The following is a 17,596-nucleotide window of genomic DNA, read 5'->3' as shown; positions in this document are numbered from 1 at the left end:
GCCCGGGCGCGCCGCGGGGCGCGCTCAGTTGCCGACCTGCGACTTCACGCTGGCCTGTCCATCCTGCCGCCATGTGGTTGACGGATCCTTGCCGTCGCGCAGGTCGGTGATGTCCTTGACGCGGCGCGGCGTGTCGATGCGGCCCTCGGGCCGCCCGCGCACGAGGTCGATCGGGTCGGCGACGCTGGCGGCGAGGTTCGACTGCGTGGCGCAGCCGAGATTCCAGCTCGGCTCGTTGCTGAGATTGTAGGCCGGGTCGCTCACGCCGAGGTCGCGCGGCCACAGCCCGCACTGGCTCGTCACCCGGGCCTCCATCCGCTGGAAGCTGAGGCGGATCGGCGCGGCGAGCCGGGGGGCCGCGACCGCGTAGCCCGTCACCGCGACGGAATCGGGCGGGACGCCGCCCTCCGCCCCGACGCGCCGGATCGCCGCCGCCGTGCGCTCGACCGCCGCGCCCACCGCGGGGGAGACGCCGCGGGGCAGGTCGACGACGAGGCGCCCGCGCCCGTAGCGCCGGAATTCCAGCAGGAAGGCGTCGAGGTCGGCGGCCTGGCGCGGGTCGAGATGGCCGGTGCCGGTCGGGAAGATGTCGAGGCTGCGGGTCCCGTCCGCGAGGGCGATCGGGTGCCGGGCCCGGTAGTCGACCGGCGCGAGGGAGCCGGTCGTGGTCACGCGCTCGGCGCGGCAGGCCCCGAGGAGGGCGGCGAGCGCCGTCACCGCGGCGAGGGCTAGCGGCGTGCGGGGAAGGGCGGGCAGCGTCATCGTTCGCGCAGGTCCTGTGGTCGGCCCGGGGGTTCGGCCCGTTGGCCGCGTGCGGCCGGGATCGGTGGGGTTGCGGCCTCAGTCGGTGATGAAGCCGACGCGGCCCCGGTAGCCGGCGCCGAGCGGGGCGGCGCCGGCGACGCCGTAGAGCCGGTTGATGCGCCCGAGCAGGACCGCCTGCCCGTCCTGCGCGTCGACGAAGCCGTCGTCCGGCCGCGAGACCTGGCGGGGCTCCATGGCCTTGGCGATGAAGGGGGTGACCATGATCATCAGCTCCGTCTCCTGGCGCTGGTAGTCGCGGGAGCGGAACAGGGCGCCGAGGATCGGCAGGTTGAGGAGGCCGGGCAGGCCGCTGATCGCCGCCTTGTTCTTCTGCTGGATCAGGCCGGCGGTCATCATCGTGGCGCCGGAGGCGAGCTCCACCGTCGTCTCGGAGTTGCGCACCGTCAGGCCCGGCACGGCGGTCGTCGAGTTGCCGCTCGTGAAGGTGTAGGAGTTCTGCGGGTCGATCTCGCTGACCTCGGTGCCGACGCGGATCGAGATGCGGTTCTCGGCGAGCACCACCGGCGTGAAGTTGAGGCTGACGCCGTACTTCTTGAACGCGATGCCGACGACGCAGGTGGGCTGGCCGCCGAGGATGGTGCTCGGGGTGCAGCTCTGGCTCGACGGGACCGGGATCTCGCCGCCCGCCGTGAACTTCGCGGCCTCGCCCGAGATCGCGGTGAGCGTCGGCTCGGCGAGCACCCGGGAGACGCCGGCCTGCTCGAAGGCGCGCAGCGTCGCCGTGAGGCTCGCGCCGCCGCTGCCGTTGATGGTCGCCGAGGCGAGGTTGCCCGTGGGGAACTGGCCGCCCGAGAGGGAGAGCGGCGTCGCGTTGACGAGGTTGAGGTTCGACCACGAGCCGTTGAGGTTGATGCCAAACTGCTTCAGCACCGTGCGGGAGACCTCGACCACGGTGACGCGCAGCATCACCTGGTCCTTGTTGCGGATCGTCAGGTTGTTGATCACCGTGCCCCGGCTGGTGCCGGCGCCGGTGCCCGCCACGCCGACGAAGGCGTTGGCGATGTCGATGGCCTGCGCCGCCTCCGAGGCGGAGCCGACCATGCCCGACAGGAGCACCGAATCGCCGTTCGAGCGGATGTCGAAGCGGCCGCCGGGGATGCTCTGGGCGAGCGTCTGGCGCAGGATGCTGAGGTTGAGGTCGCGCGCCACCGTCACGTCGAGCGCGGCGATCTGGGCGCCCGCCGCGTCGAGGATGAAGATCGAGGTGGTGCCGTTCTCGATGCCGATCACGAAGACCTTGCGGGTGGAGCGCACGACCGCGTTCGCGACCTTGGGATTGGCCACGAACACCTCCTTGGCGTCCCGCGGCAGGTCGACGATCATGGAGCGCCCGGCGGTCAGCTCGAGCTTGCGCGAGGCCGAGGCCTCGGCGGCGCCGACGGTCAGGACGGGCGCGGCCCCGAGGCCCGGGTCCGGGCGGCCCTGCGCCGAGGCGCCTGCCGGCCCGACGAGGCCGGCGACGAGGCCGGCGAGGACCAGGGCTGCCCTGAGGCGGCGGGACGGCGTCATCGCGGAAACCTCGGTTCTGACGGAGCGCGGCATCGCGGTCACTTGCCCTGCTGGCGCGAGACGCCGAAGCGCACGACGGTGAGGCCGGCATCGGCCTGGGGCTTCGCCTCGGGCTCGGCGCCGCGCCCGGAATCGGCGAGGCTGCGCAGGGCCAGCGAGAGCGCGCCGACCTTCTGGGCGAGGGTGATCGTCTCGGCCTGGCTCGGCGTCAGCGCGAGGGTGGCGGTCTCGCCGGTGACGACGTTGGTGCCGTTCTTCTCCTGGATGAGCTGGCCGACGGCCAGGACCCGGATGTCCTGCAGGAGGATCTCGGAGCGCTGCACCTCGCCGCCGCCGCGGGAGGCATCCTCGTCGCGGAAGGTGCGGATCACGTCGACGTAGTCGTTGGGCAGGATGAAGCCGCCCGCCGAGTTCGAGCCGCGGCTGTCGGTGACGATCGCCACCGCGCGCAGCCCCGGGGGCAGGATCGAGGACATGAAGCCGCTGCCGGCCTTGGCGAGCTTCTGCTCGCGGATCGGCTCGCCGGGCAGGAAGCCGGCGCGCAGGACGGAGCCCGCCGTCTCCTCGATGCCCTTGGGCGAGGCGCTGCGGGTGATGTAGCCCGCCGCCACCGCGTCCTGCGGCCACCTCTGCCAGCGCAGGTCCGCGGGCTGGAGGGTCTGGCCGAGCGGGAGCTCGGCCGCCGCGACCAGCACCTCGGCGGTGGGCATCGGGGGCGGCGCCTCGGCCTGGGCGACGGGCGCCGGCGGCGGCTCGTCTCCGCTCATCATGTACGCGGCCCCGCCGCCCGCGACGAGGGCGATGGCGAGGACGGCGAGCCGGGCTGGTTTCATCGTCGGGCCGGAAGAGGGCGACGGCGGGAGCGCCGTCTGTCCGGATCAGATTGGGCCCGAAATCGTCAAATTACGGTTAAGGAGAGGTGACCGGCCCCGGGTCGCGACGCGACCCCGAACGGCACACGGCGTCCCGGCCGGGATCAGCCGGCGAGCGCGCGGGCCCAGAGCACGGTGTCGGGCACGACGATCAGCGCGGCGAAGGCCAGCGCAATGCCGTAGGGGACGCCGGTCTTCGCGTCGTGGAGATGCAGCGCGAAGGGCAGCCGGGCGATCGGGTAGGGCAGGGGATGGGCGCGCGCGGCCAGCAGCCCGAGGGTCAGGACGCCCCCCGCGACGCCGGCGATCAGGAGATAGTCGGCGAGCTGGTCGAAGCCGAGCCACAGCGCGGTGGCGGCCGCGAGCTTGGCGTCGCCGCCGCCGATCTTGCCGAGCGCGAACAGCGTGAAGGTGACGGTGAGGACGAGGAGGCCCGCGCCCACGTGCTGGCCGATCTCGGCCCAGCTCATGATGCCGGTGGCGGCCACGAGGGCGAAGGCGGCGACGAGGCCCAGCGAGATCCGGTTCGGGATCAGCATGGTCAGCAGGTCGTTCGCCGCGGCGTACGCCATGAAGAACGGGAAGACGACGAGCAGGCCGAGGGTTGCCAGGTGGGTCGCCATCGCGGGTTTGCCTTGTCGTCCGGCCGAGGCGCTGCGTTGAGGATCCGGGGGATCCGGCGGCCTCGCGCCGGCCCGGGAGTGCGGGCGGCCGGAGACGGCGGGCGCGTCGCGCCACGCCGCTTCCGGCCGATGCGCCGATGCGGCTCGATCAGTTCGCGACGAGCTGGTTCGAGACGGCGGTGAAGGTCTTGGTGAGCTTCGTGCCGAGGGTCTGCAGAGCGGTGATGATGACGACGGCGACGAGGGCGGCGATCATGCCGTACTCGATGGCGGTGGCGCCGGACTCGTCGGCGGCGAAGCGATTGAAGACGTTCTTCATGGTCTGTGATCCCCAGATTCAACGACTGAGCGGTGAGCCGTCGAAGATCTCTTCTCTCGATCGGCGGCAGGACGGAGATTGGCCGATGCGCCTTGCGATTGCGTTAAATCCGGTCTGAAATCAGCCCCGTCGCGGCCGGTCATCGGGCATGGTGAAAGAAGGGTGACTGCGAAGCCGCCAATCCGGCATCTGATCGCGCGTCTCTACAATCTGCGATTGATTTGCGAGACCTTGTATTGCGCTCCTCCGGGCCGCCGGTCCTGATGGCCCGCACTTTCGGCAACTCAGGCTCCGCCGCCTGCCGCGAAGGAGAGGGCTGGACGCGCCGAGGCCGTCGCCGGCATCCCTTAGCGGTTCCTTCACCATTCCGATGTTTCCTCGGTACTGTCAGCGGCCCCGCCCGCTCGGCGGCCCGGCCCGGGCGGCCGGCTCGGGGCGCGCGCCCCGAGTCACCGTCCGATGCGCAGCCGAACCAGCCTTCCGTCGATGCGGACCGCGCTCCCCTGCGCCCTCGCACTGATCCTCCTCGCCCTGCCGGCCCGGGCCGAGAGCGACGCGGCGGTGATCACGGTCCTCGTCGACAACGCGAAGGTGATGCGGCTGCCGGAGCGGACCCAGACCGTGGTCGTCGGCAACCCGATCATCGCCGACGTGACGCTCCAGAAGAACGGCGTCGTCGTGCTGACGGGCAAGAGCTACGGCTCCACGAACCTCATCGCCCTCGACGCCGCCGGCGCGATGCTCGCCGAGTCGCAGATCCGCGTGGAGGCGCCCCAGACCGCGGTCATCACCGTGCAGCGGGGGCTCGATCGCGAATCGTACTCGTGCACGCCCAACTGCCAGCCCTCGATGCAGCTCGGCGACTCGCTCAAGTATTTCGGCGAGGTGTCGCAGCAGGCCGAGAACCGGCGCAAGCTCGCGACCGATCGCTGAGGCCCGGCCGCCGCGGGCGGCAGCCCACACGCACTCGGCGAATGCCGCAACGCTTCGGCAATTCTTGATCGGTAATTTCGGTCGCGTCGAGCGGTCTCGCTCCCGCGTCCGGACAGAGCCATGTCCCTTCCCAACCCACCGACCGGTCGGCCCCTCCCGCACGCCGCCCCGCCCGCCGCACTCGCGGCGCGCGCGGCCGCCCGGATCGCCCTCAGCCTGCGGGCTCGCCTCGCCGGCTTCGGGCAGGCGCAGAGGGGGGCGATCGCGGTGGAGTTCGCCCTCCTCATCCTGCCCTTCCTCGCGCTCCTGTTCGCGATGATCGAGGTGGGCGTGACCATCCTCGTCAGCCAGGATCTGAGCGCGCAGCTCGCGAACGCGAGCCGGCAGATCTACACGGGCGATTTCCAGAGCAAGCCCGGCAACAAGGCCGCGGATTCTCCGACGGCGATCGATAACCTGAGGGTGGCCCTGTGCCAGAACGGAGGCAAGCCGGCCCCGACCATGTTCGACTGCAACAACGTCAAGGTGAACGTGCTCAGCGCCTCGAACTTCGCGAGCTCGGCCGCCGACCCCACGACGGCCGATCCAACCGGCAAGAAGCGCGTCTGGAGCCCGACCTTCGGCAAGCAGTACGCCTGCGGCCGTGCCAACGAGATCATGGTGGTGCAGGCGGCCGTCGAGTATCCCGTCTTCCTCTCGCAGCTCTACGCCCCGGCCACGCTCCTGGCGAGCGGACGGCGTGTCATCCAGGCGGCGGCCGCCTTCCGGATCGAGCCGCTCAATACCGATCCCTGCACATGACACGCATCGTCCGCATCCGCCGCATCCTGCGCCCCTGCACGGCGCTCGCCCGGGCGCGCGGCGGCGCGATCGCGGTGGAGTTCGCGCTGCTCCTGCCCTTCATGCTGGCGATCTACATCGGTCTCGCCGAGGTCGGCCGCGGCATCCAGGCCAAGCGGAGCCTCGCGCAGTACGCGCGCACCATCGCCGACCTGACCGGCCGCGGCTCGCCCCCGGACATGAGGCCGATCTACGAGGCGGCCAACCTCGTGGCACGTCCCTTCGACAGCGCCAGCATCGTGGCGCAGATCAGCACCATTGGCGTCTACAAGAAGGACAATGCCTACGTGGCCATGGTCTGCGCCACGTCCAGCAACAAGGGCACCGGCACGCGCAAGGTCAAGGACATCATCGCGGCGGACAAGAGCCACGGGAACACCTTCCCGGACACGTTCAAGGAGAAGTTCATCAGCGGTACCGCCGCGCTCCAGAACCGCTACATCCTGGCGGAGGTGTCGGGCGACTTCACGCCGATGCTCGCCACGACGCTCCTGCGCTTCACCGGCGTGTCCCTGACGAGCAAGTTCCAGGAGGTGATCGCCTGGCCGCAGCGCACGGAGGACGAGGTCATCCTGCCCCAGGGCGCCGCCTGCCAGGCCGAGATCCCGACCTGATCCACAGCGCGCGGCGGATGCCGCGCCGGCCGGGCCGGGCCGTCCTACAATGATTGGTTGTAGGCTCCGACCTCCGGGTTCTCGCGGAGCACGCCGTCCACCGCCTTGAACATGGCGCGCAGGCGCTCCTCCGAGACCGGGCTCTCCACCACGACGACGAGCTCGGGCTTGTTCGAGGAGGCGCGCACGAGGCCCCAGGTGCCGTCCTCGGTGGAGACGCGCACGCCGTTGACGGTGACGAGATCGGTGATCCTGGCCCCCGCCACCGTCTCGCCGGCCTCCTTCATGGCCTTGAAGCGGGCCGTCACCTTGTCGACGACGCCGTACTTCACCTCGTCGTCGCAGTGCGGCGACATGGTCGGCGAACCCCAGGTCTTCGGCAGGGCCCGGTAGAGGTCGGCCATCGAGGTTCCGGGGTTGCGGTCGAGCATCTCGAGCACCGCGATGGCGGTGAGGAGGCCGTCGTCGTAGCCGCGGCCGATCGGCTCGTTGAAGAAGAAGTGGCCGGACTTCTCGAAGCCGGCCAGCGCGCCGAGCTCGTTGACGCGGCGCTTGATGTAGGAGTGGCCGGTCTTCCAGTAATCGGCCTTCACGGCCTGGGCCTGCAGCTCCGGGTCGGTGTTGTAGAGGCCGGTCGACTTCACGTCGACGACGAAGGTCGCGCCCGGATGCAGCTTCGAGAGGTCGCGGGCGAGCATCACGCCGATCTTGTCGGCGAAGATCTCCTCGCCCTCGTTGTCGACCACGCCGCAGCGGTCGCCGTCGCCGTCGAAGCCGAGGCCGACATCGGCGCCCGTCTCCTTCACCTTGGCGGCGATGGCGTGGAGCATCTCCAGGTCTTCGGGGTTCGGGTTGTAGCGCGGGAAGGTGTAGTCCGGATCGACGTCGAGGGGCACCACCTCGACGCCGAGGCTCTCCAGGAGCTTGGGCGCGAAGGCGCCGGCCGTGCCGTTGCCGCAGGCGGCCACCACCTTGAGCTTGCGCGAGATCGGCTTGGCGCGGGACTTCAGGTCCGCCAGGTAGGTCTCGGCGAAGCCCTCGACGAACTCGTAATTGCCCCCGTCCCGGTAGCGGTAGGTGCCGCCGAGGACGATCTCCTTGAGGCGGCCCATCTCCTCGGGGCCGAAGGTCATCGGCCGGTTGGCGCCCATCTTCACGCCGGTCCAGCCGTTGTCGTTGTGCGAGGCGGTCACCATCGCCACGCAGGGGCAGTCGAGGGCGAACTGGCCGAAATAGGCCATCGGCGAGAGCGCGAGGCCGACATCCTTCACCCGCAGGCCCGCCGCCATCATGCCGGCGATCAGGGCGAGCTTGATGGAGGAGGAGTAGGAGCGGAAATCGTGGCCCGTCACGATGTCAGGCCGCACGCCCATCTCGTGGACCAGGGTGCCGATGCCGAGCCCCAGCGCCTGCACCCCCATCAGGTTGATCTCCTTCGGGAAGAGCCAGCGCGCGTCGTACTCGCGGAAGCCGGTCGGCTTCACGAGGGGCAGCTGCTCGAACGCGAAGGTGTTGGGCGTGAGCGAAGCGTGCGGCTTGGGAAACATCGCGGGCCCTCGACGGCGATGGAAGGGATGGGGAGGGGCATAGCCGAAGGCCGGGGAAAGGAAAAGCTGCGCCGCGGGGGCCGGTCGGCCTCCCGCGGCGCGTCGTCGGCGAGGCCGCGCTCAGGCGGCGCGGATCTCGGCCAGGAAGGTGTCGACCTGCTGCTTCAGCTGCAGCGACTGGGCCGAGAGGTCCTGGGCCGAGCCGAGGACCTGGGCGGCGGCGCTGCCGGTCTCGCTCGCGGAGGCCGAGACCCGGGCGATGTTGCCGGAGACGTCGCGCGTCCCGCGCGCCGCCTCGCCGACGTTCCGGGCGATCTCGTGCGTGGCGGCGGTCTGCTCCACGATGGTCTCGGCGATGGTGCCGGAGATCTCGTTGACCGACACGATGGTGCGGCCGATCTGGCGGATCGCGGCGGCCGCGCTGCCCGAGGCGGCCTGGATCGCCGCGATCTTGCCGCCGATCTCGTCGGTGGCGCGGCTCGTCTGGGAGGCCAGTTCCTTCACTTCCGCCGCCACCACCGCGAAGCCGCGCCCCGCCTCGCCGGCCCGCGCCGCCTCGATCGTGGCGTTGAGCGCCAGCAGGTTCGTCTGCGCGGCGATGGCGGAGATCATGGTCACCGCCGTGCCGATCTCCTCGGCCGCCCGGGTCAGCGCGTCGATGGAGGCGCTCGTGGCGTCGGCCTCCCGCAGGGCGGCGCCGGCGACCTCGGCGGAGCGGGCGACGCTGCGCTCGATCTCGCTCAGCGAGGCCACCATCTCCTCGGTCGCCGCCGCCACCGTCTGCACGTTCGTCGAGGTCTGCTCGGCCGCCGCGCTGGAGGCCACGGCGCGCTGGTTGGTGTCCTGCGCCACGCCGGTCATCGCGTGGGCGGTCGCGTCGAGCTCGGTCGCCGCCGAGGTGACGATCCGCAGCGACCCGCTCACGTCCTGCTCGAAGTCCCGCAGCAGCCGGTCGCGCCGGGCGAGGCGGTGCTCGCGGGCGGCGAGGTCCGCGGCGGCGCGGGTCTCCATCTCGGCCCGGACTGCGGCGTTCTCGCGGAACACCTCCACGGCGCGGGCCATCTGGCCGAGCTCGTCCGCCGCGTCCCGCGAGGGCACCACGACGTCGAGCCGGCCGGCCGCGAGCTGGCTCATCGCGCCGGTCATGCCGCGCACCGGGCGGATGATGCCGCGGGCGATCAGCGCGGCCAGCAGGAGGCCGAGGGCGACCACGAGCCCGCCCAGGCCCGCCTGGATCAGGCGCGCCTGGGCGACCGCGCCGTCGGTCTCCGCCCGGAGGGCCTTGAGGGACCGCTCCATCGACGCCGCGGCGTCGGCGCCGCTGGTGCCGATCCGCGCGAGCTTGGGCGCGATGGCCGTCTCGAACAGCGCCGCGCTCGCGATCATCGCGTCGGAGGTGGCGCGGAAATCGTCGCGGTAGCCGCCCAGAGCGGTCCGGACGGCGCCGACGGCGCCGGCGTGCCGCCCGCCCCGGTCGAGGGCGGCGAGGGCGCCGATCGCCGCCTCCGCCCTGGCGACGTTCGTCGCGAAGGTCGCCGGCCCCTTCGGGTCCTGGGTCGCGAGGAAGCGCCAGTTCGAGACCCGCACCAGCAGCACGGCGCTCTCGAGGGCGGCGGCGGAGGCGCCCTCCGCCTCGCTGCCGCCCGCCCGGACCTCGGCCAGGAGCGCGTTCATCGCCTTGGTCAGGGTGTCGCCGCCGCTGAACAGCCGCGCGCGGCCGTCGCGGACCGTGCCGCCCAGGCTGCCGAGGCGGATCGCGTCCGGCTTCAGGGATTCGGCCGTCTCGGAGATGGTCCGGTACAGGGCGCGCCGCTCGTCGGACTGGGTCCGGGCCGCGAGATCCGCGCTGATCTCGCCCATCCGGGCGGCCGCCTCCTGCATCGCCGCGGCGCTCTCCGCCCGCTGCGTGGCGCGGAGCTGCTCGGCCTGGCCGCTGAGGCGGTCGGCGTAGCGGTTGACGCCGGCGAGCGCGGTCGCATCCGTGCTCAGGCGAAGCATGTCGTCGTACTGCTCGCTGAGGACATCGGATTCATAGTAGCCGATGCCGCCGAGCGCCGCGGAGAGCAGCACGAGTACGCCGAACCCTCCGTAGAGGCGCGTCCGGATTCCTGCCTTCATGTTCGCCTCTTCCTTCAGTCGAATCTCGATTGCACGCGAACCGGTTTTTCGGTGCACGGAGCTCGACTGAGACCTTGTCACGGGCGCGTTTCAACGTTGGTTAACGAAACGTTTGTCCGGAGCCGCAACGGGGCGAGAAATCTGTTCTTTCCTCCACGCATCGGGAGGACAGCCCGCAAAATTCGACCTGCCGGCTGGTCGCCTCCCGGCTGCCTGCCGGCTGGCCGCCTCCCGGCTCCGGCACACGCGAAGGGGGGAGCCCCCCGGCGTTGCAATGGTGGGCCGTCCCCTGTATGAGCGGCGCGCGTCCCTAAGACACCCTTGGAGGCAGGGGCGCGTCGGGGTTCCCTCGGGCCGTCCGTTCGGACGGCCTTTGTCGTTTCCCCGGCTCGATCATCGAAGTTTGAAGGATCACGCCATGAGCGCAGTCAAGCCGCTTGAGGCCGTGGCACGCGACCGGGTCGGCAAGGGGGCCGCCCGGGCCGTTCGTCGCCAGGGCCAGATTCCCGCCGTCATCTACGGCGGAGGCCAGGCCCCGCAGGCCATCGCCGTCGACCTCATCCGCACCCGCACCCTGATCTACGCGGGCGGCTTCAAGACCACCGTGTTCGAGATCGCCGCCGGCGGCCGCAAGACCCGCGTGATCCCGCGCGACTTCCAGCTCGACCCGGTGACGGGCGTGCCGATGCACGTGGACTTCCTGCGCGTCGTGGCCGGCCAGACCGTCACCGTCGAGGTGCCCGTGCACTTCCTCAACGACGACAAGGCGCCGGGCATCAAGCAGCGCGGCGGCACCCTCAACATCGTGGCGCACACGCTGGCCCTCGATGTCGCCCCCGACCAGATCCCCGACGCGATCGAGATCGACCTGACCGGCCGCGACATCGGCGACGTGATCCACGTCTCCGACGTGAAGCTGCCCTCCGGCGTGACCTACACCGGCGAGGCGACCGACACGGTGGCCAACATCGTGCCGCCGACGGTGCTCGGCGCCGAGGTCGAGGCCGAGGAGGCCGCGATCGCCGAGGCGCAGTCGGCCGAGTCCGCCGAGGACAAGGCGGAGGAGGCCGGCGAGGCCGAGGGCGAGAAGCCGGAGGCGTGAGCCCCGGGGCCGCGAGGCCCCTCGACGTCCGTGCACGGATGCCCCGGCCGCGAGGCCGGGGCGTTCGCGCGTCTGGAGAGACGCGAATTGGGAGACCGCAGCGATGCGCCTCATCGTCGGCCTCGGAAATCCCGGCCCGCGCTACGCGAGGAACCGCCACAACATCGGCTTCCTGGCGCTCGACGAGATCGCCCGCCAGCACCGGGCGAGCCCGTTCCGGCGCCGGTTCCAGGGCGAGGCGGCCGAGGCGGTGCTCGGCTCCGAGCGCGCCATCCTGCTCAAGCCCCAGACCTTCATGAACGAGTCGGGCCGCGCGGTCGCCGAGGCGCAGCGCTTCTACAAGATCGCGCTCGGCGACGTGATCGTGCTCCACGACGAGCTCGACCTCGCCCCCGCCAAGCTGCGGGTGAAGCTCGGCGGCGGCAATGCCGGCCACAACGGCCTGCGCTCGATCACGGCGCAGTGCGGCAACGACTACCGGCGCGTGCGCCTCGGCATCGGCCACCCCGGCGACAAGGCGCTCGTCCACGCCTACGTGCTCAACGATTTCGGCAAGGCCGAGGAGCCCTGGGTCGAGGACCTCTGCCGGGCGGTGGCCGACCACGCGCCCCTGCTCGCCGCGGGCGAGGACGCGAGCTTCCAGAACAAGGTCCACCTCGCCATGGAGGGCCGCGGCTGGGGCGAGGTGAAGACCGTGGGCGCCCGCAATTGACACGAAAACACGGGGACACGATATCGGCCTGCGGAGGCCGGCGATATCGCGCGGCCGTCTCGTGGTGAGCCCGCAGATCCTTGACGCGTGCTACAGGGTGCTCGGCCGCGAGCGCCGATTCGCGCCGCCCACGGAGGTCGCCCGGTACCTGTCGGTTTTTCACCCGTTCTGCACGGCGCCGCTCGACCCGCGGACGCACCGCGCGGCGAGGTCATCGAGATGCGCCACCGGCTCGCAGGGTGGGACTGCGTCGCCGTCGCCTCCGCCCTGCAGGCGCGCTGCGAGCACGTCGTTTCCGAGGATCTGAACGACGGTCAGGTCGTCGAGACGCTGACGGTCGTCGGCCCCTTCACACCCCACGCCCGCGCCACCCTGGCGCTCACCTGACGGACCTCGACCCATGGGCTTCAAATGCGGCATCGTCGGCCTGCCGAACGTCGGCAAGTCGACCCTCTTCAACGCGCTGACGCAGACGGCGGCCGCCCAGGCGGCGAACTACCCGTTCTGCACGATCGAGCCGAATGTCGGCGAGGTGGCGGTGCCGGACGGCCGCCTCGACGCGCTCTCCGCCATCGCCGCCTCGAAGGAGATCATCCCGACGCGCCTCACCTTCGTGGACATCGCCGGCCTCGTGCGCGGCGCCTCGAAGGGCGAGGGGCTCGGCAACCAGTTCCTGGCCAACATCCGCGAGGTCGACGCCATCGCCCACGTGGTGCGCTGCTTCGAGGACGGCGACGTCACCCACGTCGAGGGCAAGGTCGACCCGGCGGCCGACATCGAGACGATCGAGACCGAGCTGATGCTCGCCGACCTCGAGAGCCTGGAGAAGCGCGTCGTGGCGCTGGAGAAGAAGGCCAAGGGCTCCGACAAGGAGGCGAAGGAGTTCCTCGACCTCGTCAACCGGGCGCTGCCCCTCCTGCGCGACGGCAAGCCCGCCCGCATGGTCGAGCGCAAGCCCGAGGAGGAGCGCCTGTTCCAGCAGCTCGGCCTGATGACCGCCAAGCCCGTCCTCTACGTCTGCAACGTCGACGAGGCCGACGCCGACACGGGCAACGCGCATTCCGACGCCGTGATGGCCCGCGCCAAGGCGGAAGGAGCCGTGGCGGTGGTGGTCTCGGCCAAGATCGAGAGCGAGATCGCGGTGATGCCGCAGGCCGACCAGGCCGAGTTCCTGGAGGCGGTGGGCCTGACCGAGCCCGGCCTCAACCGGGTGATCCGCGCGGGCTACGACCTCCTCGGCCTCATCACCTACTTCACGGTGGGCCCGAAGGAGGCCCGCGCCTGGACCATCACCAGGGGCACCCGGGCGCCCGCGGCGGCGGGGGTGATCCACACGGATTTCGAGAAGGGCTTCATCCGCGCCGAGACCATCGCCTACCCGGACTACACGGCGCTGAAGGGGGAGGCGGGCGCCCGCGACGCGGGCAAGCTGCGCCTCGAGGGCAAGGACTACGTGGTGCAGGACGGCGACGTGCTGCACTTCCGCTTCGCGAACTGAGACGGAGGCCGGCGCGGCGATGCCCGAGATCCGCTTCGAGGATTTCTCGACGGGGCAGGAGATCGAGAGCCCGTGGCTCACGGTCACGCGCGAGGACATGATCGCCTTCGCGAGGGAGTTCGACCCGCAGCCCTTCCACGTGGACGAGGCGGCGGCCGCCCGCAGCTTCGTCGGCACGCTGATCGCCTCCGGCTGGCACACCGCCTCCCTCGGCATGCGGCTCCTCCACGCGAGCGCCTTCCGGGGCGCCACCTCGATGGGCTCGCCGGGGATCAATGCGCTCGGCTGGGTGAAGCCGGTGCTGCCGGGCGACGCGATCCGGGCCGTCGTGCGGGTGGAGGATTGCCGGCGTTCGGGCTCGCGGCCGGACCGCGGCTTCGTGCGCTTCGCCCTGCGCGTCCTGAACCAGCGCGACGAGACCGTGATGACGCAGACCTTCACGGTGATCTTCGCCCGGCGGGGCGCCCAGCCGCTGCCGCCGCGCGCGGTGGTCCTCTCCCGGCCGGAGCCGGCCGCGGAGCCCGGGGACGCCGAGATCCTGCCGTTCCTCGGTGCGGCCGAGCTCGGCGTGCCGCGGCACCTCGGCCCGCACCTGTTCACGGCGGAGGCCATCGTCGCCTTCGCCCGCGCCTACGACCCGCAAGCCTTCCACACCGATCCCGAGGCCGCCCGCCACACCCATTTCGGCGCGCTCTGCGCCTCGGGCTGGCACACCGCCGCCGTGTGGATGAAGCGGATGCTCGCGACCACCGCCCGCGACGCCGCCTTCACGGCGCAGCGGGGCCCGGTGCCGCAATTCGGTCCCTCGCCCGGCTTCCGCGACCTGCGCTGGCTCGCCCCCGTCTACGCGGGCGACACCCTGACCTACGCCACGACGCTGACCGACAAGCGCGCTTCCGCCAGCCGCCCCGGCTGGGGCCTCGCCACGATCCGCAACACCGCCCGCAACCAGCACGGCACCGAGGTGTTCGCCTTCACCGGGATGGTGTTCTGGCAGTGGGAGCCGTGAGGCGGACGCGGAGATCGCGGATCCACCCGCCGGCCCGGTTATGCGAAAATCTCTTTCGACAGTGGTGGCGCGGGCTTAAGCTTCGGACATGACGATCTACGGCTACGCCCGTGCCTCGCAGCAGGAGCGGACGCTTGACGCTCAGCTCGGCGCGCTCAAGGCTGCCGGCTGCGAGACGGTGTTCCACGAGACCGCGTCCGCCGCGCGCGCCGGTCGCCGCCAGCTCGACCGGCTTCGGGCCGGGAGCCGTCTACAAGACGCATAGCGGCCTGATCGGCGCCTTCGGTCGGGAGCTGGTGCTGACCGGCACACTGCCCGACCGGCTCGGCCGCGCGCTGTCCAAGGTTCACGACATGCGCCTGCTCGGGGACTATTCCGGGGAGCGGCCCGACGGAACGGCGGCGCTGTGGGCGGCCGATCAGGCCGAGGCGTTCGTGACGGCCATCGCCGCACGATTCGGCGGACACGGACGGTGAGGCGTGGCTGGGCCTCGGCCGGAGCCCGTTTGCCTCACGCCGCCTTGCGCCGCTCCGGGTAGAGCGCCAGCAGCCCCTCCGCGCTCGGCTCGGCCACGCCCCGCTCGGTGATGATGCCGGTGACGAGGCGGGCCGGGGTCACGTCGAAGGCGGGGTTCGCCACGGGGCTGCCGGGCGAGACCACCTCCACGGTGGCGAAGCCGCCGTCGGCCAAGCGGCCGGTGAGGTGGCTGACCTCGCGCCCGTCGCGCTCCTCGATCGGGATCTCGGCGACGCCGTCCGAGAGCGTCCAGTCGATCGTCGAGAAGGGCAGGGCCGCGTAGAAGGGCACGCCGTTGTCGTGGGCGGCCAGCGCCTTCAGGTAGGTGCCGATCTTGTTGCAGACGTCACCGCTCGCCGTCGTGCGGTCCGAGCCGACGATGCAGACGTCGACGCCCCCGTGCTGCATCAGGTGGCCGCCCGCGTTGTCGGCGATGACGGTGTGGGGCACGCCGTGGGCGTTCAGCTCGAAGGCGGTGAGCGCCGCACCCTGGTTGCGGGGCCGCGTCTCGTCCACGAAGACGTGCAGCGGCACGCCCGCGTTGTGCGCCACGTAGATCGGGGCGAGCGCCGTGCCCCAGTCGACGGTGGCGAGCCAGCCCGCGTTGCAGTGGGTCAGCACGTTGATCGGGCGGCCCAACGCCTTCGCCCGGTCCGCGAGCAGGCGGGCGCCGTGGCTGCCGATGGCGTGGCAGCTCGCCACGTCCTCCTCGGCGATGCGGCCGGCCTCCGCGAAGGCGTGGGCGAAGCGCTCCGGCGCCTGGACCTGGCGGAGGTTCGCCGAGACCCGGTCGAGCGCCCAGCGCAGGTTGATCGCGGTCGGCCGCGTGGCCGCGAGCGTCACCACGGCGCGGTCGATGCCGTCATTCGAGGCGTCCTCGCGCATGGCGAGCGCCAGACCGTAGGCGGCGGTGACGCCGATCAGCGGCGCGCCGCGCACCACCATGACGCGGATCGCCTCGGCGGCCTCCGCGAGGGTGGCGAGCCGCCTCACCTCGAAGGCGAAGGGCAGGCGGGTCTGGTCGATCACGCTGACGCTGACGCCGTCCGTCCCGGGCCAGATGGTGCGGTAGGGCTTGCCGTCGATCTTCATGCGCCACGGTCTCGCACATCCGGGCGCCGATTGCACCCGTGCCCGAGAGCGGCACGGGGTCCCGGCCCGGCGCCTGCCCGCATAAGCCCTTGAACCGGCACGCGGTGAGGCTTCTTCAACCTTAAATGGCCGTTAACGGAATGGCCGTAGCGTCGGGCCTAGCGTTCCCTCTCTGTGCCCGGTCCCGCATGCGCTCGCTTCGCCGCTCCGCATCGCCCTACGACACCTTCGTCGACACGCTGCGGCCGTTCCTGGCACGGCGGATGACGGAGCTCGGCGGCTTCCTGCTGTTCGGCGGCGCCGTCGCCCTGACGGTGGCGCTGGCGACGTGGTCGATCGACGACCCGAGCCTCAACCACGCCACCGACCAGCGCGCCCACAACGTGCTGGGCGCCCCCGGGGCCGTGGTCTCGGACCTCGCCATGCAGCTCCTCGGCCTCGGCGCGCTGGCCTTCGCGCTGCCGCCGGCCCTCTGGGGCCTGCGCCTGATGCGGACCCGCGACCTGCCGAAGGGCGGCCTGCGGATCGCGCTCTGGATCATCGGCTTCTGCGCGGCGAGCGCGGTGGCGAGCGCCCTGCCGCCCACCGCCCGCTGGCCGCTGCCGACCGGCCTCGGCGGCGTCACGGGCGACGCGCTGATGTCGGCCGCCCGCACCATCCTCGGGGCGATCTCGGGGCCGGGCGCGGCGCTGGTCGGCTTCGTCTACGCCGGCATCGCCATCCTCAGCCTCACCGGCGCCTGCCGCGCCGGGGCGGGCGCGGAGGAGGGCGAGGAGGACGACGCCCCCTACATGCCCGCGCGCGAGCCGGCGCGGCGCGCGCTGCCCGGCCGCCCGGACAGCCGCTCCGAGAGCCGGCACGATTCGGACGAGCCGAGCCTCGGCATCGTCTCCCTCGGCGCCGTGGCGCAGGCCGTCATGCAGGGCCGCGCCGCCCTCGGGGCGCGCCTCGACGCGTGGCGCAGCCGCGAGCCGGCCGGCACCGACGGCCTCGCCTACGCGGGCGCCTCGCCGAACCTCGCCGCGCGCCGCGCCTTCGAGGCGGACGAAGCCCCATGGGCCACGCATCTTCCGGCCTCGCACCTCCCCGCGCCGCAGCTTCCCGCCTCGCCCGCCACCGGCCGCCGCGAGCCCGTCTTCGACGAGGAGCCGCGCCCGGTCCGGCGCCCGGCCGGCCCGAGCGAGCCGCTCCACGACGACCTCGACGAGGAGGCCGACAACCGGCCCCCGGCGCGCGCGCCCGTGCCCGCACCCGCCGCGGAGGAGCCGCCGCGCTCGCGCGTCTCGGCCCCCGCCGCGGCGCCGATCCCGGCCCGCCGGCCGCCCCCGCCGCCCGCGATGGACCCGGAGGATTACGAGCACCCGGCGCTCGAGCTGCTGGCCGAGCCGCGCGGGCCTTCAGCCGCGAGCCTCGTCTCGGCGGACGCGCTGGAGCAGAACGCCACGCTGCTCGAGGCGACGCTCGGCG

Annotated in this window: 19 protein-coding genes; 11 read left to right on the top strand and 8 right to left on the bottom strand. The window is 72.1% G+C overall.

What is annotated here, in order from left to right:
- Positions 1 to 24 precede the first annotated feature (24 nt).
- The 5 genes from MOX02_RS02850 to MOX02_RS02830 form a co-directional block, all read right to left on the bottom strand.
- Positions 25 to 762 carry a CpaD family pilus assembly protein gene (locus MOX02_RS02850; protein ID WP_147024219.1) on the bottom strand — a complete coding sequence of 246 codons (738 nt, stop codon included), beginning with the start codon at positions 760 to 762 and terminating at the stop codon, positions 25 to 27.
- A gap of 78 nt (positions 763 to 840) precedes the next feature.
- Positions 841 to 2,334 carry a type II and III secretion system protein family protein gene (locus tag MOX02_RS02845; RefSeq protein WP_147024218.1) on the bottom strand — a complete coding sequence of 498 codons (1,494 nt, stop codon included), beginning with the start codon at positions 2,332 to 2,334 and terminating at the stop codon, positions 841 to 843.
- A gap of 38 nt (positions 2,335 to 2,372) precedes the next feature.
- The gene (gene cpaB / locus MOX02_RS02840) at positions 2,373 to 3,167 is read right to left on the bottom strand and encodes a Flp pilus assembly protein CpaB (RefSeq protein ID WP_147024217.1); all 795 of its coding nucleotides are present in this window, start codon (positions 3,165 to 3,167) and stop codon (positions 2,373 to 2,375) included.
- A 143-nt stretch (positions 3,168 to 3,310) separates the two neighbouring features.
- Positions 3,311 to 3,829 (bottom strand): A24 family peptidase, encoded by a 519-nt coding sequence (locus MOX02_RS02835; protein WP_147024216.1) that lies wholly within the window; start codon positions 3,827 to 3,829, stop codon positions 3,311 to 3,313.
- Between the two features lie 148 nt (positions 3,830 to 3,977).
- Positions 3,978 to 4,148 (bottom strand): Flp family type IVb pilin, encoded by a 171-nt coding sequence (locus MOX02_RS02830; protein WP_147024215.1) that lies wholly within the window; start codon positions 4,146 to 4,148, stop codon positions 3,978 to 3,980.
- A 486-nt stretch (positions 4,149 to 4,634) separates the two neighbouring features.
- On the opposite strand from MOX02_RS02830, the gene MOX02_RS02825 reads away from it, so the two are divergent.
- The 3 genes from MOX02_RS02825 (at position 4,635) to MOX02_RS02815 (ending at position 6,535) form a co-directional block, all read left to right on the top strand.
- Positions 4,635 to 5,081 carry a pilus assembly protein N-terminal domain-containing protein gene (locus MOX02_RS02825; RefSeq protein WP_244948424.1) on the top strand — a complete coding sequence of 149 codons (447 nt, stop codon included), beginning with the start codon at positions 4,635 to 4,637 and terminating at the stop codon, positions 5,079 to 5,081.
- Between the two features lie 120 nt (positions 5,082 to 5,201).
- The gene (locus MOX02_RS02820; protein ID WP_147024213.1) at positions 5,202 to 5,882 is read left to right on the top strand and encodes a TadE/TadG family type IV pilus assembly protein; all 681 of its coding nucleotides are present in this window, start codon (positions 5,202 to 5,204) and stop codon (positions 5,880 to 5,882) included.
- Entirely contained in the window at positions 5,879 to 6,535 is a 657-nt protein-coding gene (locus MOX02_RS02815) for a TadE/TadG family type IV pilus assembly protein (protein WP_147024212.1), read from the top strand. Before MOX02_RS02820 ends, MOX02_RS02815 begins: the two co-directional genes overlap by 4 nt.
- Before the next feature lie 44 nt (positions 6,536 to 6,579).
- Here MOX02_RS02815 and MOX02_RS02810 read toward each other — a convergent pair whose 3' ends face one another.
- Entirely contained in the window at positions 6,580 to 8,082 is a 1,503-nt protein-coding gene (locus MOX02_RS02810; protein ID WP_147024211.1) for a phosphomannomutase/phosphoglucomutase, read from the bottom strand.
- Between the two features lie 120 nt (positions 8,083 to 8,202).
- A complete protein-coding gene (locus tag MOX02_RS02805; RefSeq protein ID WP_147024210.1) occupies positions 8,203 to 10,200 on the bottom strand; it encodes a methyl-accepting chemotaxis protein in 1,998 nt (665 codons plus the stop codon).
- 418 nt (positions 10,201 to 10,618) lie between these two features.
- Between MOX02_RS02805 and MOX02_RS02800 the strand changes: the two genes are divergently transcribed.
- From MOX02_RS02800 to MOX02_RS32910, 7 genes are all read left to right on the top strand, one after another.
- A complete protein-coding gene (locus MOX02_RS02800; RefSeq protein WP_147024209.1) occupies positions 10,619 to 11,302 on the top strand; it encodes a 50S ribosomal protein L25/general stress protein Ctc in 684 nt (227 codons plus the stop codon).
- A gap of 103 nt (positions 11,303 to 11,405) precedes the next feature.
- Positions 11,406 to 12,014, top strand: a complete 609-nt coding sequence (gene pth / locus MOX02_RS02795) for an aminoacyl-tRNA hydrolase (protein ID WP_147024208.1) — start codon at positions 11,406 to 11,408, stop codon at positions 12,012 to 12,014.
- Positions 12,015 to 12,233: 219 nt separating this feature from the next.
- Positions 12,234 to 12,401, top strand: a complete 168-nt coding sequence (locus tag MOX02_RS02790) for a PIN domain-containing protein (RefSeq protein WP_147024207.1) — start codon at positions 12,234 to 12,236, stop codon at positions 12,399 to 12,401.
- Positions 12,402 to 12,414: 13 nt separating this feature from the next.
- Complete coding sequence (ychF, locus tag MOX02_RS02785; RefSeq protein WP_147024206.1) at positions 12,415 to 13,512, top strand: redox-regulated ATPase YchF; 1,098 nt, start codon at positions 12,415 to 12,417, stop codon at positions 13,510 to 13,512.
- 19 nt (positions 13,513 to 13,531) lie between these two features.
- The gene (locus MOX02_RS02780) at positions 13,532 to 14,521 is read left to right on the top strand and encodes a MaoC family dehydratase (RefSeq protein WP_147024205.1); all 990 of its coding nucleotides are present in this window, start codon (positions 13,532 to 13,534) and stop codon (positions 14,519 to 14,521) included.
- Between the two features lie 88 nt (positions 14,522 to 14,609).
- Positions 14,610 to 14,786, top strand: coding sequence for a recombinase family protein (locus MOX02_RS32915; RefSeq protein ID WP_147024204.1), 177 nt, complete (start codon positions 14,610 to 14,612; stop codon positions 14,784 to 14,786).
- Between the two features lie 31 nt (positions 14,787 to 14,817).
- Positions 14,818 to 14,997 carry a hypothetical protein gene (locus MOX02_RS32910; RefSeq protein ID WP_147024203.1) on the top strand — a complete coding sequence of 60 codons (180 nt, stop codon included), beginning with the start codon at positions 14,818 to 14,820 and terminating at the stop codon, positions 14,995 to 14,997.
- A 34-nt stretch (positions 14,998 to 15,031) separates the two neighbouring features.
- On the opposite strand, the gene mtnA is transcribed toward MOX02_RS32910, so the two are convergent.
- On the bottom strand, positions 15,032 to 16,129 hold the full coding sequence (gene mtnA, locus MOX02_RS02765) for an S-methyl-5-thioribose-1-phosphate isomerase (RefSeq protein ID WP_147024202.1): 1,098 nt from the start codon (positions 16,127 to 16,129) through the stop codon (positions 15,032 to 15,034).
- Positions 16,130 to 16,317: 188 nt separating this feature from the next.
- Here mtnA and MOX02_RS02760 point away from each other — a divergent pair.
- The coding region (locus tag MOX02_RS02760; protein ID WP_174804870.1) for a DNA translocase FtsK 4TM domain-containing protein at positions 16,318 to 17,596 on the top strand (1,279 nt) is incomplete at its 3' end.

It is taken from the genome of Methylobacterium oxalidis, from assembly GCF_007992195.1.
Taxonomy (GTDB): domain Bacteria; phylum Pseudomonadota; class Alphaproteobacteria; order Rhizobiales; family Beijerinckiaceae; genus Methylobacterium; species Methylobacterium oxalidis.
This window is presented reverse-complemented; position numbering and strand designations above follow the sequence as displayed.